10 protein-coding genes are annotated in these 13,255 nt (G+C 70.5%); 3 read left to right on the top strand and 7 right to left on the bottom strand.

Annotated elements, in window-relative coordinates; all coding sequences use genetic code 11:
* The first annotated feature begins 20 nt into the window (after window positions 1-20).
* A complete protein-coding gene (locus QSK32_RS00685; protein WP_285470931.1) occupies window positions 21-1,040 on the top strand; it encodes an oxidoreductase in 1,020 nt (339 codons plus the stop codon).
* 197 nt (window positions 1,041-1,237) lie between these two features.
* Window positions 1,238-2,050 carry an intradiol ring-cleavage dioxygenase gene (locus QSK32_RS00680; protein ID WP_045747336.1) on the top strand — a complete coding sequence of 271 codons (813 nt, stop codon included), beginning with the start codon at window positions 1,238-1,240 and terminating at the stop codon, window positions 2,048-2,050.
* Window positions 2,051-2,100: 50 nt separating this feature from the next.
* Here the strand turns inward: QSK32_RS00680 and fdhA are convergent, their stop codons facing one another.
* The 6 genes from fdhA to QSK32_RS00650 all read right to left on the bottom strand — a co-directional run bounded on the left by fdhA (window position 2,101) and on the right by QSK32_RS00650 (window position 11,159).
* Entirely contained in the window at window positions 2,101-3,339 is a 1,239-nt protein-coding gene (gene fdhA / locus QSK32_RS00675; protein ID WP_045747337.1) for a formaldehyde dehydrogenase, glutathione-independent, read from the bottom strand.
* Window positions 3,340-4,689: 1,350 nt separating this feature from the next.
* Complete coding sequence (locus QSK32_RS00670) at window positions 4,690-6,039, bottom strand: hypothetical protein (RefSeq protein ID WP_285470930.1); 1,350 nt, start codon at window positions 6,037-6,039, stop codon at window positions 4,690-4,692.
* Window positions 6,040-6,110: 71 nt separating this feature from the next.
* Window positions 6,111-7,160: a hypothetical protein gene (locus QSK32_RS00665; RefSeq protein ID WP_285470929.1), complete on the bottom strand. Its 1,050-nt coding sequence runs from the start codon at window positions 7,158-7,160 to the stop codon at window positions 6,111-6,113.
* Window positions 7,150-7,863, bottom strand: coding sequence for a sugar transferase (locus QSK32_RS00660; RefSeq protein ID WP_285470928.1), 714 nt, complete (start codon window positions 7,861-7,863; stop codon window positions 7,150-7,152). Before QSK32_RS00660 ends, QSK32_RS00665 begins: the two co-directional genes overlap by 11 nt.
* Window positions 7,864-7,872: 9 nt before the next feature.
* Window positions 7,873-9,129: a nucleotide sugar dehydrogenase gene (locus QSK32_RS00655; protein ID WP_045742229.1), complete on the bottom strand. Its 1,257-nt coding sequence runs from the start codon at window positions 9,127-9,129 to the stop codon at window positions 7,873-7,875.
* A 53-nt stretch (window positions 9,130-9,182) separates the two neighbouring features.
* On the bottom strand, window positions 9,183-11,159 hold the full coding sequence (locus QSK32_RS00650; protein WP_063775505.1) for a nucleoside-diphosphate sugar epimerase/dehydratase: 1,977 nt from the start codon (window positions 11,157-11,159) through the stop codon (window positions 9,183-9,185).
* Between the two features lie 405 nt (window positions 11,160-11,564).
* Here QSK32_RS00650 and QSK32_RS00645 point away from each other — a divergent pair, with 405 nt between their 5' ends.
* Window positions 11,565-12,749: a glycosyltransferase gene (locus tag QSK32_RS00645; protein ID WP_045742136.1), complete on the top strand. Its 1,185-nt coding sequence runs from the start codon at window positions 11,565-11,567 to the stop codon at window positions 12,747-12,749.
* Here QSK32_RS00645 and QSK32_RS00640 read toward each other — a convergent pair.
* Window positions 12,664-13,245 (bottom strand): VanZ family protein, encoded by a 582-nt coding sequence (locus tag QSK32_RS00640; RefSeq protein WP_285470927.1) that lies wholly within the window; start codon window positions 13,243-13,245, stop codon window positions 12,664-12,666. The two genes, QSK32_RS00645 and QSK32_RS00640, sit on opposite strands and share 86 nt — an antisense overlap.
* Window positions 13,246-13,255: the final 10 nt, after the last annotated feature.

Raw genomic sequence — 13,255 nt, 5'->3', positions numbered from 1 at the left:
TCAAGTTTTACCGTCTCCCCATGACCACGACAACCTCGCTCCTCGGACCGCTCGCCACCCCCACCGCCCTGGCCGGCCTCACCCTGCCGAATCGCCTGGTCATGGCGCCGATGACCAGGTTCCGATCACCGGGCGGCGTGCCGACGGCGGAGGTGGCGGACTATTACCGGCGGCGGGCTTCCGGCCTCGGATTGATCATCACCGAGGGGACGGTGATCGGCCATCCCAGCGCGACTCACGAGACGACCGTACCGACGATGACGGCGGGCGCCGCCGAGGAGGGCTGGCGGCGGGTGACGGCGGAGGTGCACGCTGCGGGTGGGCGGATCGCGACGCAGCTATGGCACTTGGGCAGTGAACGGTCCGGGGCGGCATGGACACCGTCAAGCATGACCTTGTCCGACATTTCTGAAATAGTCGCGGAATTCGCCGCGTCGGCGCGGGTGGCGGTCCGCGCCGGTTTCGACGCCGTCGAACTGCACGCCGCCCACGGATACCTCCTGGACGAGTTCCTCTGGCCGGCCACCAACCGCCGCACCGACGCCTTCGGCGGCTCCCCCGCCGCCCGCGCCCTGTTCCCCGCCGAAGTGATCCGCGCCGTCCGCGCCGAAATCCCGGCATCGATGCCGCTGATCGTCCGGTTCTCCCAGTTCAAGGAACGCGACCACGACGCCACCATCGCCGCCGACCCCACCGAACTCGCCACCATCCTGCAGACCCTGGCCGACGCCGGAGCCGACGCCTTCCACGCCTCACAGCGCCGCTTCTGGGAGCCGGCCTTCCCGGGCTCCCCGCGCAACCTGGCCGCCTGGGCCAAGCACCTCACCGGCCTGCCCGCCATCACCGTCGGCTCGGTGGCCCTGACCGACCAGATCTCCCACCAGGCCGAACTCCACACCGCCCTCACCGCCGGCGACTACGACCTGGTCGCCCTGGGCCGCATCCTCCTGGCCAACCCGACCTGGCCCGCCCTCACCGCTTCAGGCTGCTCCTCCAAGATCCAGAAATACCGCAAAGAGCACGAAAACACCTACTTCTAGGGTACGCGTCGACGGAAGTCCCGCGCCTCCCCCGCGACCCCCTGCCCACTCACGCCCGTGCCGCCACCGCCAGGCTGAGATCGCCACTCACCCCGCGAAATGACCCGATCGGTATGACCGTCACGAGATCAACCACAGGTCATTCATAGGCTTCGATGTTTTGCTCCTGTCCTCCCCCAACGGCAGAAGGAGGAACCATGCAGGACCAGGACAACGAGGCGTTCGTACGCGAGGTGCACGACAAAGGCCTGACCTACGACCTGCCCGTCATGTCGCGGCGCCGGATGCTCGGCGTCGTCGGCGGCACCGGAGCGCTCGCCGTCGTCGGCGCCGGGCTGCTCACCGGAGCCGACGCGGACCCGGCCACCGCCGCGTGCGCCGCCGAGGTCGACTCCGAGACCGCCGGACCGTACCCCGCGGACGGCTCGAACGGCCCGGACGTGCGCGTACTGTCCGGCATCGTCCGCAGTGACATCCGGTCGTCGTTCGGCACGTCGACGACCACCGCCGGCGGCGTGCCGCTGCAGTTCTCGCTGACCGCGCTCAACCTGGCGTGCACGCCGGTCGCCGGTCTCGCGATCTACGCCTGGCACTGTGACCGGGAAGGCCGGTACTCGCTGTACTCGTCCGGGGTCACCAACCAGAACTACCTGCGCGGCATCCAGGTCACCAACTCGTCCGGAACGGTCACCTTCACCAGCATCTTCCCCGGGTGCTACTCCGGCCGGTGGCCGCACATCCACTTCGAGGTGTACTCGTCGCTGGCGCAGGCCACCAGCGGCTCCGGCCCGATCCGCAAGACCTCACAGATCGCGCTGCCCGAAGCCGTGTCCCGGACGGTGTACACCAGCGCCACCGGCTACTCGGCGAGCGTCACCAACCTGGGCCGCATCACGCTGGCCAGCGACATGGTGTTCGGTGACGACCTGGCCGCCACGCAGATGGCCACGGTGACCGGTTCGGTGTCCGCCGGCTACGTGGCGAACCTGACGATCACCGTCCCGGTGTAGCGAGGACCCCTGCCGCGCCGGGTCTCACGCCCCCGGCGCGGCAGGCCGGATCACCGCTTCAGATATCCGTGCGGGTCCAGGACGTACTTCCGGGCGGCACCCCGGTCGAAGTCCTGATAGCCCTGCGGGGCGTCGTCGAGCCCGATCGCCGTCGCGTTGACGTTCTTCGCGATCCGCACCCGGTCGTGCAGAATCGCCATCATCAGGTTCCGGTTGTACTTCATCACCGGGCACTGGCCGGTCACGAACGAATGCGACTTGGCCCAGCCCAGTCCGAGACGGATCGACAACGAACCGACCTTGGCCGCCTCGTCGACGCCGCCCGGGTCGCCGGTCACGTACAGGCCGGGGATGCCGATCGCCCCGCCCGCCCGGGTCAGGTCCATCAGCGAGTTCAGCACAGTCGCCGGCTGCTCGGTCCGCGCGTCCGCCCCGTGGCCGCGCGCCTCGAACCCGACCGCGTCGACCGCCGCGTCCACCAGCGGCTGGCCGATCGCCGGAGCCGACCGCCCCAGAATGTTCTGCACCTGTTCGGCCGGATCGCCGTCCGCCACGTTCACCGTCTCGCAGCCGAAACTGCGAGCCTGCGCCAGACGTTCCGCATTGAGGTCACCGACGATGACGACGGCCGCGCCAAGCAGGAACGCCGAGGTGGCCGCGGCCAGCCCGACCGGCCCCGCCCCAGCGATGTAGACGGTCGACCCGGTCGTCACGCCCGCACTGACACAACCGTGATACCCGGTCGGGAAGATGTCACTGAGCATCGCCAGGTCCAGCGCCTTCTCCAGCGCCTGGTCCCGGTCCGGGAACCGGAGCAGGTTCCAGTCGGCGTACGGCACCATCACGTACTCGGCCTGCCCGCCGACCCAGCCGCCCATGTCGACGTACCCGTAGGCTGATCCGGGCCGGTCCGGGTTGACCTGCAGACAGATCCCGGTCCTACCCTCCTTGCAGTTGCGGCACCGCCCACACGAGATGTTGAACGGCACCGACACGACATCGCCGACCCTCACGAACTCGACGTCCGACCCGACGTCGACCACCTCACCGGTGATCTCGTGCCCGAGCACCAGCCCTTCCGGCGCGGTGGTCCGCCCCCGCACCATGTGCTGATCGCTGCCGCAGATGTTGCTGGCCACCGTCTTGAGGATGGCCCCGTGCGGCGTACGCCGCCCGACGTTCTCCTTGTTGACTCCGGGACCGTCCTTGACCTCGTAGGACGGGTATTCGATGTCCTGAACCCCGACCCGGCCGGGACCCTGATAGACAACGGCTCTGTTGCCTGACATGTCACGCTCCCCTCGTCGTCGACAAGGCCATGCTTCCCCGAGAGCAACCACAACAGAACCGTCAGTAGTCACAGAACAAGCCGATTCCCCCACCGACCCGCCTCCGCCAACCACCCCCACGCCGTCCAGCCACGTCCAGCGCTCCCGCACCTTTTCGGGTACGCCACAAAGCACGCCCGCCTTCACCCGCCCCAGAGACTCCCGCCTCCGCCCCGCTCCCACTCCGCCCAACTCCCCACGCCAACTCCCCCCACGCCAGCTCTCCCCCACGCCAAGGAGTCCGAACAGCACCACAGCAAGACCGCGAGCCGACGGACCTCCGAGACCGCAAAACGGGCAAACAGCGGAACAGCAAGACGCGCAGCACCGCAGGAAAGCAAGACGGCAGGACGGCAGGACGGCGAGACGGCAGAACAGCGAGACGGCGAGACGGCAGAACAGCGAGACGGCGAGACGGCCAACGCACCCAATCCTCCGAGGTAGACGCTCCCGATCACGTGATCGGGTGCCACCACCCACCGAACAAAGCATGCAAGCACACCCGAAAGCATGATCGGGGGCACCCACGACTCGAACCCACACAACCAGACGGCGAGAGCACCCACCAGGCACAACGTCGGCAACAACAAGCCCGCGAGACAGCCGGCAGGACGGCCAGACGGCAGGCGCACCCGATCAGCACGACAGCGGCAACAACGACCGGCGACGGCGGGACGGCAGGCGCACCAATCAGCACGACAGCGGCGACGGCAGGACGGCAGGCGCACCCAAGAACTCGAGACAGGCGCACCCGATCACGTGATCGGGTGCCACCACCCACCGAACAAAGCATGCAAGCACACCCGAAAGCATGATCGGGGGCACCCACGACTCGAACCCACACAACCAGACGGCGAGAGCACCCACCAGGCACAACGTCGGCAACAACAAGCCCGCGAGACAGCCGGCAGGACGGCCAGACGGCAGGCGCACCCGATCAGCACGACAGCGGCAACAACGACCGGCGACGGCGGGACGGCAGGCGCACCAATCAGCACGACAGCGGCGACGGCAGGACGGCAGGCGCACCCAAGAACTCGAGACAGGCGCACCCGATCACGTGATCGGGTGCCACCACCCACCGAACAAAGCATGCAAGCGCACCCGAACCCGTGATCGGGTGCACCTACAACTCGCGAACGGACGGACCCGCGAACGGACGGGCCCGTGGACGGACAGGCACGCGAACGGACAGGCACGCGAACGGACAGGCACGCGAACGGACAGGCACGCGAACGGACAGGCACGTGGACGAACAGGCACGCGAACGGACAGGCACGTGGACGAACAGGCACGCGGACGAACGGACGACTAGGCGGCGTGGCGGCCGGCGGACCGGGGAGCGGGCAGCGCACCCGCGGAACGCCGGGAACCGGGCAGGCTGCGGGCCCTGCGCAAGCCGGCTGGGGACGCCGGGGCCGGGCGGGACTCCGGGAGTTGCGGGCCTGCCCAGGCGGGAACCGCGCCGGGCGGGGTCAACGTGCGGTCCGGCGGGACCCACAGGGCCTGGGAACTCTGCGGGGAACCCCACCACAGGAACGTGCCGTAGCCGCGGACCAGCGGGGGCTGCAGCGCCGGCCAGTACGCCTCCGGCGGGATCGCCAGGCGCCACGCCTCGGCCTGCATGAGGGCCAGGCCCGCGGCGGCCTGCGCCGGGACGAGGGCGGCGCCGGATCGGGCGTAGGTCGCGCCGAGCGCCGGGCGGACCGCACCGGCGGCGAGCGCGGCGGGCACGGTGCCGGAGGGGAGCGCGGCGGGCACGGTGCCGGCGGCGAGCGCAGCGGGCATGGCGCCGGTGGGGAGCGCGGCGGGCACGGCATCGGCCGGGGCGGTCGCCGCGGGTGCGGAGGCCAGCACGACGGCGGAACAGATGGTGATCACGCCGGCCACCATGGCCGCGGTCTCCCAGCCGGGGCGGACCGTGTCGCCGAGGATCGTCAGGGCGATCACCGACGGGACGGTGACCTCGCCGATCCAGTGGACGGCGGTCACCCTGCCGACGTCGCCCTGTTGGAGCGCGTTCGCGTACAGGATCATGCCGTTGACCGGGAAGATCAGCAGGGTCCACACCAGCGGCTCGGTGGCGATCGTGAGGGCCGCGGTCGTCCAGTGGTCCATCGTGCCGGGTGGGAAGTGCAGGGCCCGGCCGTTGAGGGCTGCGGTGCCGAGGGAGAGGCCGCCGATCGCGGCGATCAGGCCGGGGACGCCGACGCGGACGGCCGTCCAGCCGAGGATCACCACGACGAACGCGGCGGTGCAGAAGCCCAGGCGCATGTCGTTGGTCATCGGCATCTCGGCCTGCCGTCCGGCCGAGCAGGCGAGCACGGTCAGCGCCACGCTGGTGCAGATGATCGCGAGGACGTCGCGGCGGCGCAGGTGGGAGCGCAGGAACAGCCACGCGGCCAGGGCGGTGATCGCGAGCGAGCCGGCCAGGACCGACTCGACCACGTAGACGGCGAGTTGTTGCAGGGCGAACATCGCGGCCACCCAGGCCGAGATGTCCAGGACGATGCCGATCAGGTAGAGCGGATGGCCGAGGGTGCTGACCGTGCCGGAGCTGCGTTTGGCGCCCACGGCCTGCAGGATCGAGCCGACGGCGTAGGCCACGGCGCCGTAGACGGCGAGGCCCAGCGCGATCATGCCCGCGGTGGTCAGGTTCATGCCCACCACCTACCTTGATCACTCTCGGTAGATCGACGCATCACACGCCGATGATATGGGCTGCGATGAATCTATGCGACCCCGGCATTCACGACTGGCATGAACGCCCGCGTGACCTCGGCGATCCGGCGTACGTCCGCCGAGCTGCACCGATGATCGACAGGCAGGGTGAGGATGCGGTCGGCGGCGTCCGCGGCCATCGGGTCACCGCTCCAGAATGCGGTGCGATCCTGCCGCCAGTGAACCGGCGCGAAGATGCCGTTGCGGGCCAGATGGCTCAACAGCCCGTCACGGCCGGCCCGGTCCCGGCAGAACAGCTGCACCCGGAACGGGCCGCCGGACGGCAGGTCCAGTGCCTGCGCCAGCTCCCGGGCCCGGCGTTCGCCGGTCGCGCGCAGACCGGTGACGTCGAGTGCCGGCAGCGCCGCCCGGGTGAACGCGCTGGCCGGCCCCTCACTGCCGAGCAGTTCCTGCTCACCCTGCACCTGCAGCTGACGGAAGCCGTCCCTGTCCACCGTCCGGCCTTCCAGCCAGGCGGTCTTGAGCAGCATCGCGGCCAGTTTCAGGTGGGCGCCGTGGCTCTCCGGCCCGGTCGGAGCCGGCAGTGGCATGCCCCGCGGCGACCAGAGCAGGCCGCCGTCCGGCAACGGCAGGGTCTTGCGCAACGAGGCGACCGCGTACGCCGCCGCGGAAGTCCGGGACCATTCGCCGAACGGGTCGTGCGAATGGTCCTCGATCACCGGGATCCGCGGATGCGCCCGCATCCACGCGCGCCACGGTTCGCCCGGTTCCCGGCCGAAGAGGTTCTGGGCCAGGACCATGTCGCCCTCGGCCGGGCGCAGCGTCTCCCAGTGCGGGCCACGGCCGTCCGGCAGGTGGCGGTACCAGGCGATCCGCACCCGCTGGGACAGGACGTGCGCCACTCCCGTACAGAAGAAGGAGGGAATGTGTACGCGGCCGGCGGGCCGCACCCGGCGTAGCAACGCGGTGAGCGCGCCGCAGCCGGTGGCGAAGAGTTCGCGCCGGTCCGGCAGCCACCCGGGAAGGCCGCCCCGCTCAGCGCCGAGCAGGGCGGCCGGGTCCCAGTGGAACTCCGAACCGATCTCGCCCTCAGGCGGCACGGTCGTAGTCGGCGGCCTCGGCGCGCACGATGACGACGGTGTCCTCGCCGGGGGCGCCGGACCGCTCGAGCTCGGGGGCGCCGGACCGCTCGATGTTGAGCGTGTCCACGTGCACCGGGGGCTCGCCGCGTTGCACGGTCAGCGCGGTACGCCAGAGGATCCGCAGGTCGAGCGCCGGCGACCAGTTGTCGACGTACCACCGGTCCAGCTTGAACCGGGTCGGCCAGTCGATGTCGTCGCGGCCGTTGACCTGCGCCCAGCCGGTGATCCCCGGCTTGACCTCGAGACGCCGGGCGTCCTGCGCCGAGTAGTTCGCGACCTGCGGCAGCACGTCCGGGCGCGGGCCCACCAGGTTCATGTCGCCGCGTACCACGTTGATCAGCTGGGGCAGTTCGTCGAGGCTGGTCCGGCGCAGGAACCGTCCGCAGGCGGTGATCCGCGGATCGTTCTCCACCAGGCCGAACGGGTCGTCGATGCCGAGCTGGGCGCTGAGGGCCACCGAGTCGTGCACCATCGAGCGGAACTTGAGCATCCGGAACGGGACGCCGTCCTTGCCGGCCCGGTCCTGCACGAAGAGGACGCCTCTGCCGTCTGCGATGCGGATCCAGACGGCCACGGCCAGGACCACCGGGGCGAGCAGGGTCAGCATGACGGCTGCGGCCAGGCGGTTGGCCAGATTCCAGAGATTGCGTACGAGGTCCACGATGCCCTCCTAGAGCGACTCGACCGTGGGCCCGGTGAGCCGGTGACGGGTGTCCAGCACGTAGGCGGCGTGTTCGACGACGAGGTCCAGGTCGAAGTCGTCGTGGTCGGCGAGCAGGACGACGGCGTCCGCCTCGGCGACCTGTTCGGCGGTGAGCGCCACCTGGGCGACGCGGCTGTCCACGTGGGCGTCCTCGACGACGTGCGGGTCGGCGGCGCGGACCTGCGCCCCCATGTCCAGCAGCAGGGCGGCGACCCGGCGGGCCGGCGACTCGCGGGCGTCGCCGGTGTTCTTCTTGTAGGCCAGCCCGAGCAGCAGGATCGTGGAGCCGTTGACCGCCTTGCGCCGCCGGTTGAGGGCGGTGACCAGGCGCCGGACCACGTAGTCGGGCATGTGGTTGTTGATGTCGTTGGCCAGTTCGACGAACCGGAAACTCTGGCCGAGGGTCCGCTGCACCCGCCACGACAGGTAGGACGGATCGATCGGCAGGCAGTGCCCGCCGACGCCGGGGCCGGGGGTGAACCGCATGTACCCGAACGGCTTGGTGGAGGCGGCGCCGATCGCCTCCCAGACGTCGATGCCGAGCTCGTGCGCGTACACCGCAAGCTCGTTGACCAGCGCGATGTTGACGTGCCGGAAGGTGTTCTCGAGCAACTTGGCCAGTTCGGCGACCTTGGTGTCGGCGACCGGCACGGTCCGGTCGACGACCGAGCCGTAGAACGCCTGCACCTTCTCCAGCGACGCCGCGTCGATGCCGGAGACCACCTTGGGGGTGGTCGTCAGGTTCCACTCGCGGTTGCCGGGGTCGATGCGTTCGGGGCTGTAGCCGAGGTGGAAGTCGGTGCCGGCGATCAGCCCGGAACCCTCCTCGAGCAGCGGGCCGACCAGTTCGGTGGTGGTGCCCGGGTAGGTGGTCGACTCCAGCGCGACGGTCGCGCCGGGCCGCAGGTAGCGGGCCAGGGTCCGGGCCGATTCCTCGATGTAGCGCAGGTCCGGGGTGCCCTCGCGCAGCGGCGTGGGTACCGCGATCACCGCGACGTCGAAGCCGCCGCAGGACCGTGGGTCGGACGACGGCTGGAAACGGCCGGCGGCCAGCACCTGCCGCAGTTCGTCCGACGAGACGTCGTCGACGTAGGACTCGCCGGCGGCGAGCCGTTTGATCCGTTCCTCGTCGACGTCGAAGCCGACGACCGTGTGTCCCACCTGCGCGGCCCGGACCGCGAGCGGCAGCCCGACATATCCCTGACCGGCGACGACGACCCGCATGGGGGTGCTCTCCTTCATCACTCTGCGGGCCTTGCGGGCCCGTTTCGATCGGGTCACTTGCTGCCTTCCGGCACCGCGGCCACCTCGGGCCGGCGCTGTTTGCCGCGCGGCGCGGGCCGGTGCCATTCGGTCAGGGGCTTCTTCTGTACGCCGGGGAGCGCGGGACTCATCGCGAGCCACCGCAGGACGGCGATCAGGTCGGCCCGGGGTACCGACGGGTCGAGCAGCGACAGCACGGCCCCGTCCAGCGGCGGCACCGGCGCCTGCGAGATCAGCGGGTGGTTCGGCCGGTGGTCCGGCTCGTCCGGCCCGAGCAGCACCTCGGCGAGTTTCTCGCCCGGGCGCAGTCCGGTGTAGACGATCTGGATGTGCTGGTCGGCGGCGTCGGCGATGCGCCGGGCCACGTCGGCGATCCGGACCGGCTCGCCCATGTCCAGGACCAGCACCTCGCCCCGGCTCTCCAGCGCGCCCGCCTGGATCACCAGCCGGACCGCCTCCTGCACGGTCATGAAGTACCGGTTGACCTCCGGGTCGGTGACCGTGATCGGCCCGCCGGCCTCGACCTGCGCGGCGAAGGCGGTGAGCACCGAGCCGCGGCTGCCGAGCACGTTGCCGAAGCGGACGCTGCAGAAGGTGCCGGTGGCGGCGGTGTCGGCGGCCGCGGTGAGCCGCTCGGTGATCCGCTTGGAGTACCCCAGGACGCTGCACGGAGCCGCGGCCTTGTCGGTGGAGATGTTGACGAGGCGGTCGACGTTGTGCCGCATCGCGGTCTGCAGGATCTGGTACGTGCCGATGATGTTGGTCTTGAGCGCCTCGGACGGGTGCATCTCCAGCAGCGGCAGGTGCTTGAGAGCGGCGGCGTGGAACACCACGTGCGGGCGGTGCTCGTCGAACACCTCGTCGAGGCGCTGCTGGTCGCGGATGTCGGCGACGACCAGGTTGCGGTCGTCGAGCATGCCCTTGCCGTCCAGGGACAGCTGCACCGCGTGCAGGCCGGACTCGTCGCGGTCCAGCATGATCAGTTTGGCCGGGTTGAAGCGGGCGACCTGGCGGCACAGTTCCGAGCCGATCGAGCCGCCGGCCCCGGTGACCAGCACCCGCCGGCCCTCGAGGTAACCCGCGACGGCCGCCAGGTCGATGCCGACCTCGCGGCGCCCGAGCAGGTCCTCGTGGCTGACCGGGCGGATGTCCTCGACCCGCATGGTGCGGCCGAACAGTTCGACCACCGGCGGGACGACCTTGAGGTCGACGTTGAGCGGCTGGGCCAGTTCGGTCAGGCCGCGGATCAGGTCGGCGCTGGCACTGGGGATGGCGATGACCACGGCGTCGGCGCTGAACCGGCGGACCACGTCGGCCATCGCCGCACGGGTGCCGGCCACCGGCACACCCATGATCTGCAGGGACCGTTTGGCCGGGTCGTCGTCGAGCAGGGCGACCGGGACGTACGGGCTGGACGGGCTGCGCAGCATCGCCCGGATGACCTGGGTGGCGCCCTCACCGGCGCCCATCACCACGACCCGGGTGCCGGGCTTCGCCGGGCGCAGGCGGCTGTCCTGCAACGAGCGGACCGTGTAGCGGACGCCGGCCGTCAGGACCAGGCAGATCAGCCCGGCCGCGATGATCGCCGAGCGGGGTACCAGCCGACCGAACAGGGTGTCCAGCAGGAACAGCACCGGAGTGGTGACCGCGGCGGTCTTCACCAGCGCGGCGATCTCCTCGAAGCAACCGTACGACCAGCGGCCGGTGTAGAGGCCGAACCGGATGCCGGCGGCGGTGTGCACCATCGCGGCCGCTGTGGCGAGCACCAGCAGGCCGGGGAAGTCGATGTTCTCGACATGGCCGTCGTGCCGCAGCAGTGTGGCGATGAGCAGTGCCGCGGCGAGTGCCGCGGCGTCGGTGGCGGCCCGGGCCGCCCGGCCGCGCAGGGCGTTCAGGAACCAGGGCGCCGGGGTCCCGCCCCGGCGCCGCCAACCGTCTGAGATCGCGTCGCCGGGCGCCGAGGCGCCCGGCGTTGATCGCCGTACCTGCATGGAATCCCCCTCGTACGATGCCGGCGCAGCCGGCCGCGGACCCGTCGCGCGGTGATCGTCGTCATGAAATCGGGCATCATGGAAAACGGGCCGTGAAAATTGATTCCCAGCATTCGGAAATGCGTTTCGGCCCTCAGTTAATTCTCAGGGTTCCAGTCACCGAGGGTTGATTACAGTAGCAATTGTCACGGGCTACGTGAGAGTTGCTCACATTTACCGATCGACGTTCAACGGGCACCCTTTCGGGCTTCCCGGACCAGCCATTCGGCGGATGATGTCACGGCGTCGGCGAATCGTTCTCATATTAGGCGTGACATCTGGGACTTCCGCTGGGCCGAATATTCCGGCAGCGTCTTTCCCAGCGGTGTCGCAAGCGTTCTGTCGACAATGCGACCGGGGGACGGGATGAGGGTCCTGCATGTCATCAGCACACTGGGACCGGATGGGGCCGGGCACCAGGTGCGTCTGCTCGTGCGCCGGCTGCCGTACGACAGTGAGATCGTCACGCTCGGACCGTCACCGGTCCCGTTGACGCTGGCCGGCGACGGCATACCGGTGCACCGGCTGCACAGCCACTGCGACCACGACCCGGCCGCCATCGGCCGGCTGCGCCGCCTGATGATCGACGGCCGGTACGACGTGGTGCACACCCACCTGTTCCGAGCCGGCGTGCAGGGCCGGATCGCCGCCCGGATGGCCGGCGTCCCGCACGTCGTCGCCACCGAACACCACCTGGGCAGCGAACTCGTCTCGTCGCGGCGCCGCGCCCTCTATCTCACCGGCGAACGCCTCGGCCAGGTCACCATCGCCGCCTCGCCGGCCATCGCCGGACGGCTGACCTCCTGGGGAGTGCCCCGCTCCCGGATCGCGATGATCCCGAAGGCGATCGACACCGGCGAGTTCGGCTTCGACCCCGCCCTGCGCGCCGCCACCCGCGGGCGGCTCGGCATCGCCCCCGGCGAACCGGTGGTCGGCGGCATCGGCCGCCTCGAACCCGGCAAACGTTTCGACCTGCTGATCCGCGCGGTCGGCGAGGTTCCCGGGGCGACCCTGCTGCTGGTCGGCGACGGGCCGGCCCGGACCGCCCTGGAACGCCTCGCCGACATCGAGGGCGTCGCCGACCGGGTCCGCTTCACCGGGGCGGTCGGGCATGCCCGGGAGATGCTCTGCGCGATGGACGTGTTCGTCTCCCCCGGCCAGGAGAGTTTCGGGGTGGCCACCCTGGAGGCGGTCGCCGCGGGCCTGCCCGCCCTGTACGCCGCATGCCCGCCGCTGGAGGACCGGGCCGCCCGCCGCGCCCCGGTCCGCGGCACCCACCGGCTGGCCGGCCGCGACCGCGAATCGCTGCCCCGTGCCCTGCGCGCCGAACTGCTCTGCCTGACCGAACGGCGCGGCGCCCGGCTCCCGGCCCGGACCGTGAGCTCCCGGTACGGCGCCGACCACCTGGCCGCCTCGGTCGGCCGGATCTACGAACGGATCACCGAACGGCCCGGCCGCCGCCGGGTCATCGCACCGCTGCTGACGTTTCGCGGGCGGATCGCGGGAAAGAACAGGATTCCACTGCCCGGTGGAAACGTGCGGAACGCATGAGCCGCTGGAACACCAGATAACCCAGGAACGTGCCGAGCGTGTTCGACATCAGGTCGTTCACGTCGGCCCACCGGTTGCCGTGCAGAGTGAGGATCAGGAACGCCTGCGTCAGTTCGATGGTGAGACTGACCAGGAAACCGGTGAGCACCACCCGGCGTCGGCCGCGGACACCGAAGACGGTGTGCAGCACCGTGCCCAGCGGCAGCATCATCACGGTGTTGAGCACGAAATCCATCGGTCGCATGTCGAGCACCGGCAACAGCAGGAACCGGAACAACTCCGGGCCGCCGGTGCCACTGCCCCAGGTGAGCGGCATCGGGAGCATCGTGGCTCCGGCGACGGCCACCGCGTACCACCCGGCGAACCAGCCGGCCGCCACCCGCGGTGCCGACAGCAGGCCCCGGCCGTGCAACCAGGCGCACGTCACGACCATCGCGAGGACGCCCAGCAACGGCATGGTGGGCAGGGCCGGAATGACGATCTGGTGTGCTGGCATCCGTTCCCAC

This window comes from Actinoplanes sp. NBRC 101535 (assembly GCF_030269225.1).
Classification (GTDB): domain Bacteria; phylum Actinomycetota; class Actinomycetes; order Mycobacteriales; family Micromonosporaceae; genus Actinoplanes; species Actinoplanes rectilineatus.
This window is presented reverse-complemented; position numbering and strand designations above follow the sequence as displayed.

Coding starts and splice junctions, on each gene's coding strand:
- QSK32_RS00655 (WP_045742229.1), bottom strand. CDS start 9,129: ATGCGGGTCGTCGTCGCCGGTCAGGGATATGTCGGGCTGCCGCTCGCG.
- QSK32_RS00650 (WP_063775505.1), bottom strand. CDS start 11,159: ATGCAGGTACGGCGATCAACGCCGGGCGCCTCGGCGCCCGGCGACGCG.
- QSK32_RS00680 (WP_045747336.1), top strand. CDS start 1,238: ATGCAGGACCAGGACAACGAGGCGTTCGTACGCGAGGTGCACGACAAA.
- QSK32_RS00670 (WP_285470930.1), bottom strand. CDS start 6,039: ATGAACCTGACCACCGCGGGCATGATCGCGCTGGGCCTCGCCGTCTAC.
- QSK32_RS00685 (WP_285470931.1), top strand. CDS start 21: ATGACCACGACAACCTCGCTCCTCGGACCGCTCGCCACCCCCACCGCC.
- QSK32_RS00640 (WP_285470927.1), bottom strand. CDS start 13,245: ATGCCAGCACACCAGATCGTCATTCCGGCCCTGCCCACCATGCCGTTG.
- fdhA (WP_045747337.1), bottom strand. CDS start 3,339: ATGTCAGGCAACAGAGCCGTTGTCTATCAGGGTCCCGGCCGGGTCGGG.
- QSK32_RS00645 (WP_045742136.1), top strand. CDS start 11,565: ATGAGGGTCCTGCATGTCATCAGCACACTGGGACCGGATGGGGCCGGG.